This window comes from Streptomyces sp. TAA040 (assembly GCF_000424845.1).
In genome coordinates, this window is the sequence record NZ_AUKR01000023.1 from 15,355 (window position 1) to 32,442 (window position 17,088).

The 17,088-nt window shown below is 74.4% G+C and carries 13 protein-coding genes and 1 pseudogene; 6 read left to right on the forward strand and 8 right to left on the reverse strand.

Annotated features, from left to right (window positions below):
- Positions 1–25: 25 nt before the first annotated feature.
- The 6 genes and pseudogenes from H300_RS0118070 to H300_RS27625 all read right to left on the reverse strand — a co-directional run bounded on the left by H300_RS0118070 (position 26) and on the right by H300_RS27625 (position 7,493).
- Entirely contained in the window at positions 26–1,102 is a 1,077-nt protein-coding gene (locus H300_RS0118070; RefSeq protein WP_028428553.1) for a tartrate dehydrogenase, read from the reverse strand.
- A gap of 369 nt (positions 1,103–1,471) precedes the next feature.
- On the reverse strand, positions 1,472–2,047 hold the full coding sequence (locus tag H300_RS0118080; RefSeq protein WP_028428554.1) for a putative immunity protein: 576 nt from the start codon (positions 2,045–2,047) through the stop codon (positions 1,472–1,474).
- Between the two features lie 168 nt (positions 2,048–2,215).
- Positions 2,216–3,914 (reverse strand): annotated as a pseudogene (locus H300_RS27620) (bifunctional 3'-5' exonuclease/DNA polymerase).
- Positions 3,915–4,134: 220 nt separating this feature from the next.
- Complete coding sequence (locus H300_RS0118090; RefSeq protein WP_028428555.1) at positions 4,135–5,118, reverse strand: SCO0930 family lipoprotein; 984 nt, start codon at positions 5,116–5,118, stop codon at positions 4,135–4,137.
- A 117-nt stretch (positions 5,119–5,235) separates the two neighbouring features.
- On the reverse strand, positions 5,236–6,732 hold the full coding sequence (locus H300_RS0118095; protein ID WP_028428556.1) for an NADH-quinone oxidoreductase subunit NuoF family protein: 1,497 nt from the start codon (positions 6,730–6,732) through the stop codon (positions 5,236–5,238).
- A complete protein-coding gene (locus H300_RS27625) occupies positions 6,720–7,493 on the reverse strand; it encodes a hypothetical protein (RefSeq protein ID WP_486583927.1) in 774 nt (257 codons plus the stop codon). Before H300_RS27625 ends, H300_RS0118095 begins: the two co-directional genes overlap by 13 nt.
- Before the next feature lie 447 nt (positions 7,494–7,940).
- On the opposite strand from H300_RS27625, the gene H300_RS0118105 reads away from it, so the two are divergent.
- Positions 7,941–8,996 (forward strand): PucR family transcriptional regulator, encoded by a 1,056-nt coding sequence (locus H300_RS0118105; RefSeq protein WP_028428557.1) that lies wholly within the window; start codon positions 7,941–7,943, stop codon positions 8,994–8,996.
- Positions 8,997–9,085: 89 nt separating this feature from the next.
- Here H300_RS0118105 and H300_RS27630 read toward each other — a convergent pair whose 3' ends face one another.
- Together H300_RS27630 and H300_RS0118120 are read right to left on the reverse strand one after the other, a co-directional pair.
- Positions 9,086–9,823: a DUF4142 domain-containing protein gene (locus tag H300_RS27630; protein ID WP_106966870.1), complete on the reverse strand. Its 738-nt coding sequence runs from the start codon at positions 9,821–9,823 to the stop codon at positions 9,086–9,088.
- Positions 9,824–10,555: 732 nt separating this feature from the next.
- Positions 10,556–10,942, reverse strand: coding sequence for a hypothetical protein (locus H300_RS0118120; protein ID WP_486583928.1), 387 nt, complete (start codon positions 10,940–10,942; stop codon positions 10,556–10,558).
- 206 nt (positions 10,943–11,148) lie between these two features.
- On the opposite strand from H300_RS0118120, the gene H300_RS0118125 reads away from it, so the two are divergent.
- The 5 genes from H300_RS0118125 to fxsA all read left to right on the forward strand — a co-directional run bounded on the left by H300_RS0118125 (position 11,149) and on the right by fxsA (position 17,010).
- Entirely contained in the window at positions 11,149–11,589 is a 441-nt protein-coding gene (locus tag H300_RS0118125) for an Lrp/AsnC family transcriptional regulator (RefSeq protein ID WP_028428560.1), read from the forward strand.
- A 65-nt stretch (positions 11,590–11,654) separates the two neighbouring features.
- Entirely contained in the window at positions 11,655–13,304 is a 1,650-nt protein-coding gene (locus H300_RS0118130; protein WP_028428561.1) for an amidohydrolase, read from the forward strand.
- 658 nt (positions 13,305–13,962) lie between these two features.
- The gene (gene lnt / locus H300_RS0118135; protein ID WP_028428562.1) at positions 13,963–15,636 is read left to right on the forward strand and encodes an apolipoprotein N-acyltransferase; all 1,674 of its coding nucleotides are present in this window, start codon (positions 13,963–13,965) and stop codon (positions 15,634–15,636) included.
- Positions 15,633–16,421 (forward strand): polyprenol monophosphomannose synthase, encoded by a 789-nt coding sequence (locus tag H300_RS0118140; RefSeq protein WP_028428563.1) that lies wholly within the window; start codon positions 15,633–15,635, stop codon positions 16,419–16,421. The genes lnt and H300_RS0118140 overlap by 4 nt, the downstream gene beginning before the upstream one ends.
- Positions 16,408–17,010, forward strand: a complete 603-nt coding sequence (gene fxsA, locus H300_RS0118145) for an FxsA family membrane protein (RefSeq protein WP_028428564.1) — start codon at positions 16,408–16,410, stop codon at positions 17,008–17,010. The genes H300_RS0118140 and fxsA overlap by 14 nt, the downstream gene beginning before the upstream one ends.
- Positions 17,011–17,088: the final 78 nt, after the last annotated feature.

A 17,088-nucleotide genomic window follows, 5' to 3' on the forward strand; every position in this document is an offset into this window, starting at 1 on the left:
GCCGTAACCGGGGTGGGCGTGTACCTCAGAGCGCGGCGACGAGCGCGCCGGTGAACTCCTCGGTGGTCGCGGTGCCGCCCAGATCCGGCGTGCGCACCTCGCCCCCGGCCAGTATCCGGGTCATCGCGGAGGTGATGCGCTCGGCCGCCGTCCGGTGGCCGAGGTGCTCCAGCATCATCGCCGCGGACCAGACCGCGCCGAGCGGATTGGCGACACCCCGCCCCGCGATGTCCGGAGCGGAGCCGTGCACCGGCTCGAACATGGACGGGAAGTCGCCCTCGGGGTTGATGTTCGCCGAGGGCGCGATCCCGATGCTTCCCGCGACCGCCGCGGCGAGGTCGCTGAGGATGTCGCCGAACAGGTTCGAGGCGGCCACCACGTCGAAGCGGCCCGGGTCCAGGACGAACTTCGCCGCCAGCGCGTCCACGTGCTCCTGGTCCCACGGCACCTCGGGGCGCAGGGCCGCGCGCCCGGCGACCAGCTCGTCCCAGAACGGCATGGTGTGCACGATGCCGTTCGACTTCGTCGCCGAGGTGAGGCGCCCCCCGCGGCGCTCGGCCAGCTCGAACGCGTAGTCCAGCAGCCTGGTCACGCCGGGCCTGGTGAACACCGACTCCTGCACGGCCATCTCGTCCGGGAAGCCCCGGTTGAGCCGGCCCCCGATCTCGCTGTACTCGCCCTCGCAGTTCTCCCGCACCACCACGAAGTCGATCTCCGAGGTGTCGGCCGCGCGCAGCGGGCCCGGCAGCCCGGGGAAGACCCGGATCGGCCGCAGGCTGACGTACTGCCGGAACCGCCGCCTGATCGGGATGAGCAGTCCCCACAGCGACACGTGGTCCGGCACTCCCGGGTCGCCGACCGCCCCGAGCAGGATGGCGTCGTGCTCCCGCAACCGGTCCAGGCCGTCGCTCGGCATCATCGCCCCCTCGCGCAGGTACCGGTCGCAGGACCAGTCGTACGTGCGGTACTCCAGAGACAGCCCCTCGTGCTCCGCGACGGCGTCCAGGACCCGGCGGGCCGCCGGGATCACCTCCGTCCCGATGCCGTCCCCGGGAACGAGGGCGATCCGGTGGGGGGCTGCGGGTGACTCGTGGTTCGACATGCCCCGATTCCAGCAGGCCGCCGGCACCGGCGTCCAAGACCGATCACCGATCGGAGCCATAGGTGCTGCCTATGATGCCTGGCCGCGCTCCCGGCGCCGCTCCTTCGCCGACGGCCCTCGCGTTCCGCTGAACTCCCCGGGTGAACCCGCCGTGGTCGACGACTGCCAGGAAGTACTCCAACTGCCGGACGTCCATCGTCCTCCCTCCGGGCGCCACCGATAGGCGTCTCCTATCAGTGTGCACCTGGTCACCGACCCTCCTCGCCCTCCCCGCTCCTGCCGCCTCCTCGCAGTCCGCAGTCCGCTCCCGGCGTCCCGACGCCTGCTACGAGCCGGGGACCCGCGATCGCATGAGTGCGGGCCGGGCGGTCACATGCCACCGGAGCCCTCCCGAAGTGGGTCCGCTGGGTGCGAGGCACGCAGGGCCGCGTCCAGGGCACTCATGAGCCGTGCAACGCGGCTCCTGCCTCCCGGCGCGAGCGGATACCGTTCAAGAACACCGATCAGGGTCGGCGTGGCGTGCCGCGCGGCCTGCGCGACGCGCTGGTCCCCGGTGTCGGGGTCATCGCCTGCACGCAACTCGGCCACGCGCGCTGCGCATGCGGCGCCGCGCAGGATGTGACCCACCTGAGTGGCCTTCGCAAGGGGGTGCAGGTACGCGGCAGCCGCGGCGTCCCCGGCGGCGCGCGCGGCAAGGCGCGAGGTCTCGGTGGGTGCCTCTTTCGCAGCGCGGTGCGCGGCCGACGCGACAACGCGCTGCAGCCTGGTCCTTCTCGCCCCGTTCACGAACTGCCAGGCGGCATCGACCGCTGCGCGAGGCCGGGTGTCGCCGGGGACGGCGTCCTCGAACACTGGAAGGACCTCCTGGGCGCTCTCCACCGCGTAGCGCGCCACCGCGCGAAGCTCGTCCGGGGTCAGCTCGAAGTCACCGGGTCTCGTGGTCATGGTCCGATTCTCCCCTTGTGCGCCGGCGGTGGGCGGTGCCGGCCACGAGAAGCGTGCCCCCGGCCCGCGGTGTGCCCCGCCCGCTGCTCACTGCGGGCCGGGGGTGTACCGCCTGTCCACGATCAGCCGGTCGCACCGACCCCTTGAACAACCCTGCGGTCGATACGACTAGCGCTTCGCGTCGGCGTAGCACTCGACGCTCTCCACCGTGAACGGGAACCGGACCGGGGTGTCTCCGAACGCCACCCGCCCTGCCGTCTCCCCGGCGGCGCGCACGGCGTCCGCCACCCGCTCTGCCTCCTCCTCGGCGCAGTGCACGATGACCTCGTCATGCTGGAAGAACACCAGTTCGGCGTCCATGTCCCGCAACGCGTGGCGCAACCCGGCGAGCAGCAGCAGTGCCCAGTCCGCAGCGCTGCCCTGCACCACGAAGTTCCGGGTGAACCGCCCGCGGGCCCGCGCCGCCGCGGAGCCGCCCGGCGGCCCCCGATCCTCCGGTGGCGGGGAAGTGTCCTCCTCACCCGCCGAGCCGGTGGCGTGGGCGGGCGGGCAGGTCCGGCCCAGCCACGTGCGGACGAGCCGACCCTCCACGCCCTCCCGCGCCGCGTCGTCGACGTGGCCGATCGCGGCGGGGAAGCGCCGCCTGAGCTCCGCCAGGTGCCGGAGCCCGTCGCCCGAGGTCTGCCCGTACACCGCACCGAGCAGTGCGAGCTTCGCCCGGGCGCGGTCGCCGGCGAAGGCCCGGTCGGACAGCACCGTGTAGAGGTCGCGGTCGCTGCCCGCGACGCGCATCAGCTCCGGATCGCGGGAGACCGCGGCCAGCACCCGCGGTTCGAGCTGCTTCGCGTCGGCCACGACCAGCCGCCGTCCCGGGTCGGCGACCACCGCCCTGCGCAGTACCCTGGGGATCTGGAGTGCGCCGCCGCCGTTGGTGGTCCACCGGCCCGACGGCGCTCCGCCGGGGACGTAGTCGGTGCGGAACCTGCCGTCCCTGACCCAGGTGCGCAGCCAGGACCAGCCGTGGGCGGTGTGGAGGCGGTAGAGCTGCTTGTACCGGAGCAGCGGAGCGACGGCGGGGTGGTCCACCTCCCGCAGCTCCCAGGCGCGGGTCGAGGAGAGCCGGACGCCCTGCTCGGCGAAGGCCCGCAGGATGTCGGAGGCCAAGTCGGGACGCACCCGCGCCTGCGGGCCGAACGCCCGCGAGACCTCCTCGGCCAGGTCGGCCAGCCGCCGTGGCTCCTGTCCGCCGGCGTACCGCTCGCCGAGGAGTTCGTCGAGCAGCGGCTTGGACGTCGGCACGCCAGGGGACGCCCGCCCGCCCCATCTCCACGGCCACCAGCCATCCGGCGGACTCGGACGCCAGCAGCAGCGCCATGCGCTCCGGGTGCGCCGTCGCGGCCGCCCGGGCCAGTTGCCCGGCGTAGACCCCGAGCAGCGACTCCAGCGGGTCGGCGCCCTCCGGCAGCGGGACCGGACCGGTGTCGAAGAGCGAGGGCTGGGCATCCGGCGGCGCCACCGGCGGGTCGGGCGGTTCCGGCAGGCCCTGCTGCCGGGCCAGCGCCGCGGCCAGCGAGCGCGGCCTGCCGAAGCGGCCCTCGTGAGCCAGCAGCAGCGCCTCGGCCGCCTCCACGTCGTAGGCCCGCTCGATGCGGACTCCGGCGTCCAGCAGCGCCGGGAGTACCGCGGCCGTCGACCGCCACACCCAGCGGGCCGCGCCCGGTTGCGCGCGCACGGCCTCTGCGGGCCCCGCGGCCCGTCGCACCGAGCCTGCACGCCGTCCCTGCCCGTTCACCGGGCAGGTCAGGGCGCTGCCGTCGGGCGCGGTGGCGAGCGCCCAGCGCGCGCCAGCGGGGTGCTCGGTTTCCATGGACCGAGTCTCGCAGCAGCCTCCGACAGCACGGAGCTGCGCCGCCGCCCGCGCCGCCGACCCGGCCGCCACGGCGCCTCCGACCGGACTGCCTCCGACCGGGCCGCGGCCCGCGGCGGAAAGACGCTGGTGGGACGGACAGCGTACCGACCTCCGCTGCCCGTCCCACCAGGGTCTTCTTCCGTGCCGGCCGGCCGGCGGGTGGCCGCGGGCGTTGGGGTCAGGAACCTGCCTTGGCCTTCTTGCCCTCCGGGGTGACCGCGTGCCACAGGTTCTGCTTCAGGTGGCCCTCGGTGTCGCCGGGCTCGGTGTCACCGGTGAACCAGTACACCGGCCAGCAGTCGATCGCGAGCTGCTCGCTGCCGTCCGAGCGCTTCACCGTGAAGATGTGCTCCGGGTCGACCCCGTCGAGGTCGTTCTTGCCGACCGGCTTGGCCGGCTTCCAGGTGTCCAGGCAGTCGCCCTCGCAGTTGGACTTCATCGGCCAGGCCGTGTCCTTGTCGAACCGGTACAGGGTCCGGCCCTGCTCGTCGGTGACGATCTCGCCCAGCTCCGGGTCCCGCACCGCGGTCAGCTCCGCCGAGGGCTCCTCCGCGCCGTCGCCGCCACTCGCCGGTTCCCCGCCCCCGGCGGGCGCGCCGCCGTCCTGTCCGGCCTTGCCGCCGTTCGCGGCGAGCGCGTTCCAGGTGCCGCCGACGCCGTGGCCCTTGACGTCGCCGGGAGCGGTGTCCTTGGCGTAGCGGTAGACCGGCCAGCCGCCGAGGGTGAGCTGCGAGGCCCCGTCGGTGCGCCGGACGCTGCCGAGCTCGGCCTCGTCGATGCCGTCCGTCGCCGAGGCGTCGTCCGCGGGCACCACCGGCCAGGCGGTGGCGCAGTCACCCTCGCAGTTGGACGTGGGCGGGTCGGCGGTGTCGTCGTCGAAGCGGTACAGCGTCCAGCCCGCGCTGTCGGTGACCACGTCGCCCAGCTCGGCGTCCTGACGCAGCGACAGGGCCTTCGCCGGACCGCTCCGGTCGCCCTGCGCGGCTGCGCCGTCGTCGCCGTACCCGTCCGACCCGTACCCCGGCGCGAGCGACGAGGTGTCACCCGCGGGCTGCACCTGCCCGTTGCCCTCCTCGGCGGACTCCCCGCCGCACGCGGCGGTCATCATGATGACCGCCGCGACCGCCGCGCCTGCCGCCGTCGTCCGACGCCGATTCGTCATGGTCGCTCCCTCGGTTCCACTTCAGGTCCGGCGACTTCCGCCGTTCGAGGGGGGATACGCGGCGCGGCTGCCGCAGCGTTCAGCCGCCGGGGAGAAATCTCCGGGGACGGGCGGCGCTCACTGCTGCATGCGGAGGGCCAGCGCCGGGCAGCGCCGCACGGCGCGCAGTGCCTCCTGGCGCAGCCCGGCCGGCACGGGGGAGGAGGCGCGGCCCGGATAGCCGTCCGGACCGAGCTGGACGACCCCGGGGACGATGTCCGCGCACAGCCCGTGCCCCTGGCAGAGTGTCCAGTCGACGACCAGCCGCTCGGAGCTCTCGTCGCCGCCCGCGGGCGGTCCGGTCAGCGCCTTGGGCGCGGCGGACTCGTCGTCCTCTCCCAGCGGCAGCACTCCGGCGACCGGCAGCCCGCAGTCGCCGTTGACCGCGTGCAGGGTGAAGTGCTGCTCGAAAACGGCCAGCGCCGACTTCACGAAACGTGCCGTGCCGTCCGGATGGCTGCACGCGCCCCGGCCGGTGACCGCGTCGATGCGGGCGACGACGCCGTCCAGCGCGTCCCGGCCGCCGCCCTTCGCCACCTTCTCCAGGTCGTCCGCGAGGGCGGGCAGACCGATGAAGCAGGGGCCGCACTGGCCGGCCGACTCGCCGGCCATCCAGCGTGCCACCCGGATCGTCTCGCCGACCGCGCAGGTGGTCTCCGGCACCGGCATCACGGCCCCGGCCCCGAGCCCGGCGCCGGCGGCCTTCATCGACTCCCGCGAGACGACGGTCGACCAGGCAGCCTGCGGTGTCAGCCAACCGCCGTGGTAGCCGCCGACGAGGACGCCCTGCCCGGTCTGCTCACCGCAGACCTGGAGGATGTACGGCAGCGGGACTCCGGTGGGAGTCTCCACCACCAGGGACCCCGAGACGGTGAGCATGACCGTGCCGGGCTCGGAGGGCAGGCCGAGTCCGCGGAAGTCCAGCGCGCCCATCCGGGCGGCTACGCCGAGTTGGGCGTACGTCTCGGTGTTGGACAGCAGCGTGGGCAGTCCGCCCAGCCCGCTGTCGCTGGAGCGGACCCGGCGTCCGGACGGCAGTGCGGGGTTCTGCCCGATCCCGTTGATGAGCGCGGTGCCCTCGCCGGTGACGAAACGCTCGGGCAGCGGCGCGATGTTCAGCCGGGGGGAGGCCCGGCCCCGCTCGGCGATGGCGTCCCGCACCGAGCGCTCCACGTCGGGGCGGGTGATCCCGAGCCATACGTCCTCCGCGCCCAGCGCCCGGGCCGCCAGGGCGGCGCCGTCCAGCACGAGGTGCGGCACGTGCAGCAGAAGGGCGGCGTCCTTGAGGCAACTCGGCTCGCCCTCACTGGCGTTCACCACCACAGTGGTGCGGCCGTCGCGCTTCTGGGCGGAACTGATCACGGCCTGCAGCTTCCGGGCGAAGGGGAAGCCCGCACCGCCGCGGCCGCGCAGATCGATGTTCTCCGCCAGATCGACGAGTTCGCCCGCCCGCAGGTCGGGCAGCGAACCGTGCACCGTCAGATGGCGCACCCGGTCCATCCGGGACGCCTCGTCCAACCCGGCAAGCAGCCGGGGTGGCCCGATCGACATCACCGAGGGGGTCACCGGAGCCATGTCCGCCACCCCCGCCCGCCGCCCCCGGCGGCGCGGGGCCCGCCGCCGCGCGGAAAGAGCCGTGCGGCGAGCACGGCGGCGACCCCGACGATGCACAGGGCGTACGAGACCGTCACCCAGCCGCTCGCGGCCCGTCCGGCCTTGAGCCCGTGCACGAGCGCCGCGCCCCACGCCGGGTACGCGAGCATGTGCAGGGCCCGCCACCACCGGGTCCTGCCGCTCTTGGCGAAGACGCTCCGGCCCGCGCCGACGATCGCCACGATCAGGAACAGGTAGGCGGAAGAGGTGCCGAGCCCGATCAGGAAGGGTCGTGCGTCGTCGGTGAAGGGAACCGCTGCCGCGCTCGCGGCCGTGCGGCTCTCCACGATCTTCACCCAGATGTGCAGACCGAGGAAGCCCAGGCCGGCCACCGCGGTGCCGCGGTGCACGCCCTGGGCGAGCAGCCGGTGGCTGGAATTCAGGATCAACCGGTCCGTGGCGGCCAGCCCCCACAGCACCGTCGCGGTGAGCGAGACCAGCGCGAGCACGCCCGCGCCGAAGTCCAGGAACTCACGGGTCCGGTGGAAGGCGCCCGCGCTCACGGCCACCAGCAGCGACAGCAGCGCGGTGAGCCCCAGGCCCGGCCTCAGAGACTGGCCGAGAGTGGGCGGGACGGGAGCGCCGAGGGGGCCGCGCCGCCGGGAAGGTCCGGCGCGGAGCGGGGCGCGGGCCCGGGACCGCGCCCGGTTGCGCAGCGGGGGCGGTGGCGGAAGCGGGGACAACGAGACCTCCCGAGCGAGCGGTTCTCCGAGCACTGCGGCCGTGTGCCGCCGCGGTCGGCGACGGGTGCGCGACGGACGGTCCGCTGCCGACGGTGGGTGGCCGCTGGCGGCGGACCGGCCGCTTCGCGCGACCGGAGGGCAGGGTTCGGGGTGCATGAGCATCTCCGAACTTCGCGGAATCTTCATAAGATTTATCGTGCTGTGACAAATTCCTGCGGTCGGATCGCCGCTACGCTCACACCCTGCGGATGATGCCCCTCCAGGGCGGTCCGGCTGTTCCCGTCTTCCGGCCCGGGCCTGATCCCGTGACGGAGGGCTGAATCCGCAGGCCGCCCGCAGTACCGTCAACTCCCTTCCCGGCCAGGGGATCCGGGGAGGGACGTCACCTCCCACGGGCCCGCCCGCTCCCCGCTCAGGGCGGGCCCCCCCGGCAGGAACGAGGTTAAGATGTGTGAACTGCCCAATCGCATCTGGTCACGCCCCCGCGACGAGTGGACCCGGGTTCTGCACGACGAACTCCCCGCCATCGCCGACCAGGTCGTCGATGCACTGCAGCGCAGCATTCCGGAGTTTTCTGCACTTCCACCGCTGACCGGCCGCGATGACGCGAGGCGGGCCGTGGAAGCGGCCCTGCACACCGCCCTGGGATCTCAGGACGCTGACGGGAACGCCGGGCCCTGTGCCGGGCCCGTCACGTCCCCGGTGCCCATCGACCGGGCACGCCGCGGGCTCTTCGCGGCGCTGACCGCCGACCACGGCCTGTCCGCCGTCCGGCTGTCCGAGCTCGCACGGGCCGCCCGGTGGCCTCTTCCCGGCTCCGTCCGCGCGGTGGTGCTCGCTTCTCCGGGCGAGGCCGCCCAACTGGCCGCCACCCTCGGCGACACCCTGGCCAGCCTCGCCGACGGTGAGACCTGCCTGCTGATCCCCGACGAGGGTGTCGGCACTCGCAGCACGCTGGAGAACGCCCTGCGCGGACGGGCGGCCTCCGTCGGCCATCCGGTCCCACTCGGCGACGCGTCCTCCTCGCTGCGGTGGGCACGCAGACTGCTCGCCCTCACCCCGGTGAGAACCGGCCAGAACGCCGAGCCCACCTTCGCGGACGACCACTTGACGCTGCTCCTGCTGCTCCAGGACGAGTCGCTCAGCCGCGCACTCTCCGCCCGCTGGCTCACCCCCCTGGACGACCTGACGCCGCGGCAGAGCGAACGACTCGAAGTCACCTTGCTGGCGTGGCTGGAGGGCGGCGGCGCCCCCGAAGCCGCACGGACCCTCCAGGTGCACCCGCAGACGGTCCGGTACCGGTTGCGCCAGATAGAGAAACTCTTCGGAGCGGCGCTCCGAGACCCCCGCACCCGGTTCGAGCTGGAGATGACCCTGCGCAGCCGCCGCCTGCTGTCGCACGTCCGGCGGCGGCAGTCCCGGGGCGGACGCAGGGTCCGCGCGGTGGCAGTCGGGATGCGTCCGCCGGGCGTCGCGAGGGAGGCCCGGGTGAACGGGCTGTGAGCCGGCCGGCCGCTACGTCCCGGTGAGGGGCGGGCCCCCGTGGTGCACGCCGCGGGGGCCCGCCCCTCACCGGGACGTGGGGCCGCCCCTCACCGGTCCGTGCCGCTCGTCGGCCCGGGCTCGCGCGAGGTGCTGAGCACTCCGGGGGTGGCGGTGGCCCGGGGGGCGGGTGGCACCGAGTCGCTCGCCAGTGACTCGAAGTCGACGAGACCGGTGTCCTCCAGCACGGTGATGTGGTCGAGGACCACCGCGTTGGCGCGGGTGGCGAGCGAGCGCACCATCGAGTTGCGCGTCTCGTCGCGAACCTGGGCGATCAGGCCGAAGACCTGGCCGTGTGCCCGGCGCAGCAAATTCGTGAACAGCCGGTCGAACTCGTCGTCGCTGGCTGCGCCGTTCATTCGGCTCAGCCACTCCTGCTGCTGTTCCGTCGGCTGGTTGGCCAGGTCGATCCCCAGCGCCCGGCCGGTCTCGATGGCGCGCTCGTCCAACTCGGTGTGTCCTTCAACGAGGTGGTCGCCGGCCTCGATGACCGAGTCCCGCGCACTGCGCTCCTGGGCCTGCCTCCCGGCCGGCAGCTCCCACAGGCCGGCGAGTCGGACCTTCCGGACGAAGTCCCGGTCGAGCGCGGTGAGCGGGCCGTACTCCGAACTCACCGTCCCGCGTCCGTCGTCGTCGAAGCTCCGGCCGGTGCTGACGACCGGGTCGGCGCCGTCGAACATCTGGACCGGTACCAGCAGCGCCGTCAGTGTGGCGGCGAGCGCGGCCACGACGAGCGCGGTGCCCACCGCTCGCCCCGACGGGACCGGCTTGCCGTTGACGTGGTGCATGGGTCCTCCTCGGTGCACGTGCGCCCCTTGCTACGAGGGGACGCTAGCGCCGATGGGGGAGTGGTCGCCCAAGGTTCATCACCAACGGACAAAGACCCGGGCCCCGGAGCCTCCGCTGCCAGGGGTATCGATCACGAGCGTGGTCAACGCCGACCGGGCTTGATCATGGCGAGCTCCGCCCACCCACGCCGGTCAGTGGTGCTCCACGGGTGAGGCCCCGGACGCGCCGCGCTGGAGTCACACCGGTGTCGTCGCCGTCGGGCTCGGGAGGGCGCCTCGGCGGTCGCCGGGTCGAGCGAGGACGGGCCGGGGACCCTCGTCCAGGGCGTGCACCTGGCGGCCGCGGACACCGGCATGATGGCGGGAAGCGACGACCCGACCGAGGTCGCACGCGCCGCTCTCGACGGTGTGCGGAACGGAGCCGTCGAGGTACTGCTCGACGGCCCCCGCCGCTCCGTCAAAGTCGCCTGGGCGGGTGACCCCGCGCAGCTCTACGGTCCGCCCACCCGGAACCTGATCCCGCCCCGGTACGGCCGTGCACGGCGCGTGCCCGGGTCCGCGGCACCTCCGGCGGGCAGCCCGCCCGCGGGTGACGCCTCCGCCGGAGACCCGGCCCTGTTGCCGGCACCCGCGCCCGTGGGTGACGCGAGGCCCCTGGCGGTCCGGTCAGGAGTCCGGTGCGTCCGGACGCGCAACGGCCCACCGCGAGCGGGCCGGCTGCGCCCCTCCCGCTCAGATGCGCTGCGGCTGCCGGGGAGCCCGCAGCCGCAGCGGGCGCGAGCCCGGGCCCCCGGCGTGTGAGAAGGGCTGCGTCCGCCAGTCCAGGCCGTCCGGGAGCGTGAGGGTCAAACCCTCCTCCTCGCCGGCCCGCTGACCGCCGGCGACTGGCCGGCTCTCGGGTGCCCGGCGACCGGATCCCTGGCACACCGTCAGCCCGAACGGGTCCCACGGGGTGGGGCACAAGGCGTGCAGCGGCAGGGCCGAGTCCTCCGCGAACAGTGCGATGGGCCGTGCGCAGTCGGGGCAGTGGACCCGGCGGAACTCCAGACCGTCGTCCTCCTCGACGGCCATCGGCTCGTCGTGCGTCTCCAGGGCTTCGGCGCGGAGCGGCTTGATCATGCGCATGCAATCCCCCTCGGGTGAACCGGCCGGGCAACCGGGCCTCGGCCACTGCAAGCAATGCCCGTCATGCCGCGCGCATAATCGCCCCGCCCCGGCGGGCACCGAAGCACGGGTGTGGCGTTCCTCACACCCGTGCGGGTTTCGATGCCCCGCCACGCCGTCCGCCGTGCTTCCGCGCGCCGGGCACAGTAGGTTGACGTGCTGTGGAGGAGCTGGACAGGCAGATCGTGGAATTGCTCGTCAAGGACGGGCGGACGAGCTACACCGACCTGGGCAAGGCCACGGGCCTGTCCACCTCGGCCGTGCACCAGCGGGTCCGCAGACTCGAGCAGCGGGGGGTGATCCGCGGATACGCCGCCCTGGTCGACCCGGAGGCCGTCGGCCTGCCGCTGACCGCGTTCATCTCGGTGAAGCCGTTCGATCCCAGCGCACCCGACGACATCGCCGAGCGGCTCGCCGACGTGCCCGAGATCGAGGCCTGCCACAGCGTTGCCGGGGACGAGAACTACATCCTCAAGGTCCGGGTGGCGACCCCCATCGAGCTGGAGCACCTGCTGGCGCGGCTCCGCTCGCTCTCCGGTGTCTCCACCCGTACGACGGTGGTCCTCTCGACTCCGTACGAGGCCAGGCCGCCGAGAATCTGAGCGGGCCCGCCGCCGCCCGGCACCCCGCCCGGCGGCCGGCCGCGCCGGGGCGGGAAACTGGTCCCATGAGTGAGAGCACCGCCCCCCAGGAGACCGGACGTACCGTACTGCTGCGTGAGGGCGAGGTGCACAGCCCCGCCGATCCGTTCGCCACCGCCATGGTGGTGCAGGGCGACCGGATCGCCTGGGTGGGCTCCGAGGGCGCCGCCGATTCCTTCGTCGACGCCGTGGACGAGGTCGTCCGGCTGGACGGCGCGCTCGTCACGCCGGCGTTCACGGACGCACACGTGCACACCACGGCCACCGGGCTCGCGCTGACCGGCCTCGACCTCGGCCCGGCGCGCTCGCTCCCCGACGCGCTGGAGCGGGTACGCGGGCACGCCGCCGCCCGGCCCGCGGAGCCGGTGCTGCTCGGCCACGGGTGGGACTGCACCGACTGGCCGGAGGGCCGGCCGCCGTCCCGGACGGAGCTGGACGCCGCGACCGGAGGGCGCCCGGTCTACCTCAGCCGTGCGGACGTGCACTCCGCTATGGCGGGGACGGCCCTGCTGGACCTGGTGCCGGGTGTGCGGGACCTCGCCGGCTTCCGCGCGGACGGGCCGCTGACCGACGCCGCCCATCATGCGGTGCGTGCGGTGGCCCTGGGCTCGGTGACCCCGGACCAGCGAGCCCACGCCCAGCGCGCCGCGCTGCGCCGGGCCGCTGCGCTCGGCATCGGCTCCGTGCACGAGTGCGCCGGCCCGGGGATCTCCGGCGCCGAGGACTTCGTGGGGCTGCTGGCGCTCGCCGCGGCCGAGCCGGGACCGAGGGTCTTCGGCTACTGGGCGGAAGCCGTCACCACCGCGAAGGATCTCGCGCGCGTACGGGAGCTCGGCGCGGTCGGCGCGGCCGGCGACCTCTTCGTGGACGGCTCGATCGGCTCGCACACCGCGCACCTGCACGCTCCCTACCTGGACCACGCGGACCCCGGCCACACGGGGGCCTCCGGTCTGGACGCCGGCGCCGTCGCCGAACACGTCGCGCTGTGCACCGAGGCCGGTGTGCAGGCCGGGTTCCACGCGATCGGCGACGCCGCGCTGACCGCGGTCACCGAGGGAGTCCGCGCCGCCGCGGAACGGGTCGGGCCGGGGCGGGTCAGGGCGCTCAGGCATCGGGTGGAGCACGCCGAGATGCTCACCCTCGAGACCGTCGCCGCCTTCGCCGACCTGGCACTCACCGCCTCGGTGCAACCCGCCTTCGACGCCGCGTGGGGCGGCGAGGAGGGCATGTACGCGCGCCGGCTGGGGACGGACCGGGCCCGCACACTCAACCCGTACGCGGCGCTGCAGCGCGCCGGTGTGCCGCTCGCCCTGGGCTCGGACAGCCCGGTCACCCCGCTCGATCCTTGGGGAGGCGTACGCGCCGCTGCCTTCCACCGCACACCGGAGCACCGCATCTCCGTCCGCGGGGCGTTCATGGCCCACACCCGGGGCGGTTGGCGGGCCCTCGGCAGGGACGACGCGGGCACCCTGGTCCCCGGCGCCCCGGCCGACTACGCGATCTGGCGCACCGGTGCGCTGATCGTGCAGACGCCGGACTCGCGGGTTGCCAACTGGTCGACGGACCCGCGCTCCGGAACCCCCGGCCTCCCCGACCTCACTCCGGGCAACCCGCTGCCGGTGTGCCTGCGTACCGTGGTGGGCGGTCGGACCGTCCACACAGGGCCGAACGAGTGATCCACCGACGCGGCGTTCCGCCGAATGATGAGTGCTCAGCGGGCGGCCACCCCGGGGGCGGCTTGCCACTGACCTGCTGAGATGGCGAAACGCCGCAGGTCGTCGGGCTGTTGACAGGCAGCACTCGGAGCCCGGTAGGTTCGGCCGGGTCCACCACAGGACGTCCGACCGGGAAGCCTCCGCGCAGTCGTCGAACGCCGCTGGGCCATGGTGGTGCGCCGCGCCGGCACACCACCACCAGAAGCCAGGTCCAGCGCCCGCGGCACGCGGGCGGAAGGTTTCAGCAGGTTGGCAGGTGCGACCCGGGTGGGGCCCGGACGCTCAGTAGACAACGGCTCTCGGTCGACCCGCAGCCAGCGGGCCCCAGGTCGGCCCGAAGGGCGCCGGGCCCCGACCGCCGCAGCGGTCGGCCGCCCCCGCGGCCCGCTCCGGCGCGAGCGACTCCGCCGTCGGCCCGCCGCCGTCGCGCTCTGCCGCTCCCGCCGGCCACTCCCGCCGCGGCCCCTCTGCCGTACGGCAGACGGCCGCCCGGGCCGGTACGCCGGTCACCGGGATCGCGCCCTTGCCCGGCCCACCCGCTCCGGCGCGGGACCGGCTCGTTGTACCGTCGGGATATCACCGCGCACCACCTCGGACGACCTGCAGAAAGGCAGCGACCGTGCCATCGGGACCGGACACCTCCGCCGTCACCGCGCGGCCCTCGGGAGCGGTGCCGGCCCCCGGCGCCCCGAGCACCGCACCGGCGCCGTCGGCAACCGGCCGCGCCGGCCGCCTGCGGCGGGCCGCGCGCCGCGGCGCACCGCGCGCCGGGCTCGCCCTCCTCGCGGGCCTCGCGCTGGCCGCCGCCTTCCCGCCTCTCGGCCTGTGGCCGCTGTCGCTGGTGGCCGTGGCCGCGCTCAGCCTGCTGAGCCGGGGGCGCGGTGTGCGCGGGGGAGCGCTGAGCGGCCTCCTGCTCGGAGTGGCGTTCTTCGTCGGGCTGCTGCACTGGCTGAGCGCGATCGGCTGGGACGCGGTCCTGGGACTCGCCGTGCTCCAGGCGCTGTTCCTCGCGGCACTGGGCGGAGCGCTCGCCGCCACCTCGGGGTTGCGGCTCTGGCCGCTGTGGGCCGCCTGCCTGTGGGTCGCCCAGGAAGCCGCCCGCGACCGGATCCCGCTGGGCGGGTTCCCGTGGGGGCGGCTGGCCTTCGCCAACACCGACTCGCCCTTCACGCCGCTCGCCGCGCTCGGCGGCGCCCCGTTGGTGACCTTCGCGGTGGCCCTCAGCGGGGCGCTGCTGGCCTGGGCGGCCCTCGCCGCCCTCCGGGCCCGCGTGGCCTCCTCCCGGGGCGCCGGAGTGGTCCTTCCGGCCCTCGGTGGTACGGCACTGGCGGTGGCGGTGGGTGCCGCGGGTTACGCGGTGCCCATCCCGACGGCGGCGGACGACACGGTGGACATCGCGGTCGTCCAGGGCAACGTGCAGCAGCCCGGCATGGACTTCCTCGGCCGCCCGATGATGATCCTCGACAACCACGTCGAGCCCACCCTCGAACTCGCCGAGGCAGTCGAGGCGGGCCGGGTCGCGCAGCCCGACCTCGTCATCTGGCCGGAGAACGCCTCCGACCTCGACCCCTACCGCCACCCGGAGGCCGGGGCCGCCATCGACCGCGCCGCGCGGGCGATCGGGGTACCGATCCTGGTGGGCGCGCTCGTGGACCACCCGACGCGGGAGGGCTATGTCGAGAACCAGGGCATCGTCTGGGACCCGCGTACCGGCCCGGGCGACTCGTACACCAAGCAGCACCCGGTCCCGTTCGGCGAGTACGTCCCCTTCCGGGAGCAGCTCAGCAAGGTCGTCACCCGGCTCGATCGCGTCCCCCGCGACTTCTGGCCGGGTGAGAGCACCGGGGTGCTCCAGGTGGGTCCGGCCCGGCTCGGTGACGTGATCTGCTTCGAGGTGGCCTACGACGGGATCGTCCGCGACACGGTCAGGGACGGTGCGCGGGCCCTCGTCGTGCAGACCAACAACGCGACCTACGGGCTCACCGGCCAGCCCGAGCAGCAGCTCGCCATGTCGAGCCTGCGGGCGATGGAGCACGGCCGCGCCGTCGTGACCGCCGCACCGAGCGGCATCAGCGCCGTCGTCGCCCCGGACGGCACCGTCGAACAGCGGACCGAGGAGTTCACCCAGGAGGTGCTCACCGCACGGCTCCCGTTGCGGGACGGTCTCACCGTGGCGGACCGTGTGGGTGCCGCTCCCGAGTGGCTGCTCGCTATGGTGGGCGCTCTGTCGGTGGTGGCCGCTGCGGCACTCGGCAGGCGCGGACGGACGGACGAGGAAGGGCACCAGCCGTGAACGACCACGCTGCCGAGCGACGCCGCGGCCCCCTGGGCGACGTTCTGGTGATCGTCCCCACCTACAACGAGGCGGACAACGTCCGCTCGGTCGTCGCCCGGGTGCGCGCGGCGGTTCCCGACGCCCACGTCCTGATCGCCGACGACAACAGCCCGGATGGCACCGGGAAGATCGCCGACGAGGCCGCAGCCGACGACGACCACGTCGAGGTGCTGCACCGCAAGGGCAAGGAGGGACTCGGGGCGGCCTACCTGGCCGGTTTCCGCTGGGGGATCGAGCACGGCTTCGACGTCCTCGTCGAGATGGACGCCGACGGTTCCCACCAGCCGGAGGAACTGCCCCGGCTGCTGACTGCGCTGAAGGGCGCCGACCTGGTGCTCGGCAGCCGGTGGATGCCCGGCGGCCGCGTGGTCAACTGGCCGAGGTCCCGGGAGCTGCTCTCCCGGGGCGGCAGCACCTACTCGCGGCTGGCCCTGGACATCCCCATCCGGGACGTCACCGGCGGTTTCCGCGCCTTCCGGAAGGAGACGCTCCAGGGCCTGGGTATGGACGGCGTCGCCTCCCAGGGCTACTGCTTCCAGGTCGATCTTGCCCATCGTGCCGTGCGGTCCGGATACCACGTGGTGGAGGTGCCCATCACCTTCGTGGAACGGGAGCGCGGCGACAGCAAGATGAGCCGGGACATCGTCGTCGAGGCACTGTGGCGCGTCACTGCCTGGGGCGTGGCCGCCCGCTTCGGGAAAGTCCTCGGACACAGGCACACTGGACACCATGACGAGCGGTGAACCGACCCCCTTCCAGCCCCCGCGGGACGACTTCGGCGCCGGGGCGCGCGCCCCGGGTGGCGCCACGCCGCCCAACCGGCGGCGGCGCCCCCTGCTGCCGGTCGCGGTGGCCCTGTGGGCGCTGCTGGAGATCTGGCTCCTGATCCTGCTGGCCGACGCAGCCGGAGGGCCGGCGGTCTTCCTGGTCGTCGCCGCAGGCTTCGTGCTCGGATCCCTCGCGGTGAAGCGCGCCGGCCGCCGTGCCTGGCGCGCTCTCTCGCAGACCCTGCAGGGCCCGGCGGAAGCGGACGCGGCGCCGCCCGCCGCCCGGGGCGGCAACGGGCTGGCCATGCTGGGCGGGTTGCTGCTGATGCTGCCCGGGCTGCTCACCGACCTGATCGGCCTGTGCTGCCTCTTCCCGCCGACGGCCCGGCTGCTGCGCTCCGCCGCCGGAGTATGGGCGGCGCGCGGGAACTTCACCCCCGGAAGCCTCGGCCACGCCGTGCAGGAGGCCCGCACGGCGGGCGATCAGCTGCGGGCGCACCGGCCGGACGGCAAGGTCGTCCAGGGCGAGGTCATCCGCGACGAGGACGGCCGCGGACGGCCCTGAGCGCCCGCGCCCGGCAGGTCCCGGGCATGGAAGAGCCGGGGAGCGCGTACGCCGACGCGTACCTGCTCCCCGGCCCCA

Bases quoted from the DNA above. Each gene is read 5' to 3' on its own strand.
- H300_RS0118070 (WP_028428553.1), bottom strand. From the start codon at position 1,102: ATGTCGAACCACGAGTCACCCGCAGCCCCCCACCGGATCGCCCTCGTT.
- H300_RS0118080 (WP_028428554.1), bottom strand. From the start codon at position 2,047: ATGACCACGAGACCCGGTGACTTCGAGCTGACCCCGGACGAGCTTCGC.
- H300_RS0118090 (WP_028428555.1), bottom strand. From the start codon at position 5,118: ATGACGAATCGGCGTCGGACGACGGCGGCAGGCGCGGCGGTCGCGGCG.
- H300_RS0118095 (WP_028428556.1), bottom strand. From the start codon at position 6,732: ATGGCTCCGGTGACCCCCTCGGTGATGTCGATCGGGCCACCCCGGCTG.
- H300_RS0118105 (WP_028428557.1), top strand. From the start codon at position 7,941: ATGTGTGAACTGCCCAATCGCATCTGGTCACGCCCCCGCGACGAGTGG.
- H300_RS27630 (WP_106966870.1), bottom strand. From the start codon at position 9,823: ATGCACCACGTCAACGGCAAGCCGGTCCCGTCGGGGCGAGCGGTGGGC.
- H300_RS0118120 (WP_486583928.1), bottom strand. From the start codon at position 10,942: ATGATCAAGCCGCTCCGCGCCGAAGCCCTGGAGACGCACGACGAGCCG.
- H300_RS0118130 (WP_028428561.1), top strand. From the start codon at position 11,655: ATGAGTGAGAGCACCGCCCCCCAGGAGACCGGACGTACCGTACTGCTG.
- fxsA (WP_028428564.1), top strand. From the start codon at position 16,408: ATGACGAGCGGTGAACCGACCCCCTTCCAGCCCCCGCGGGACGACTTC.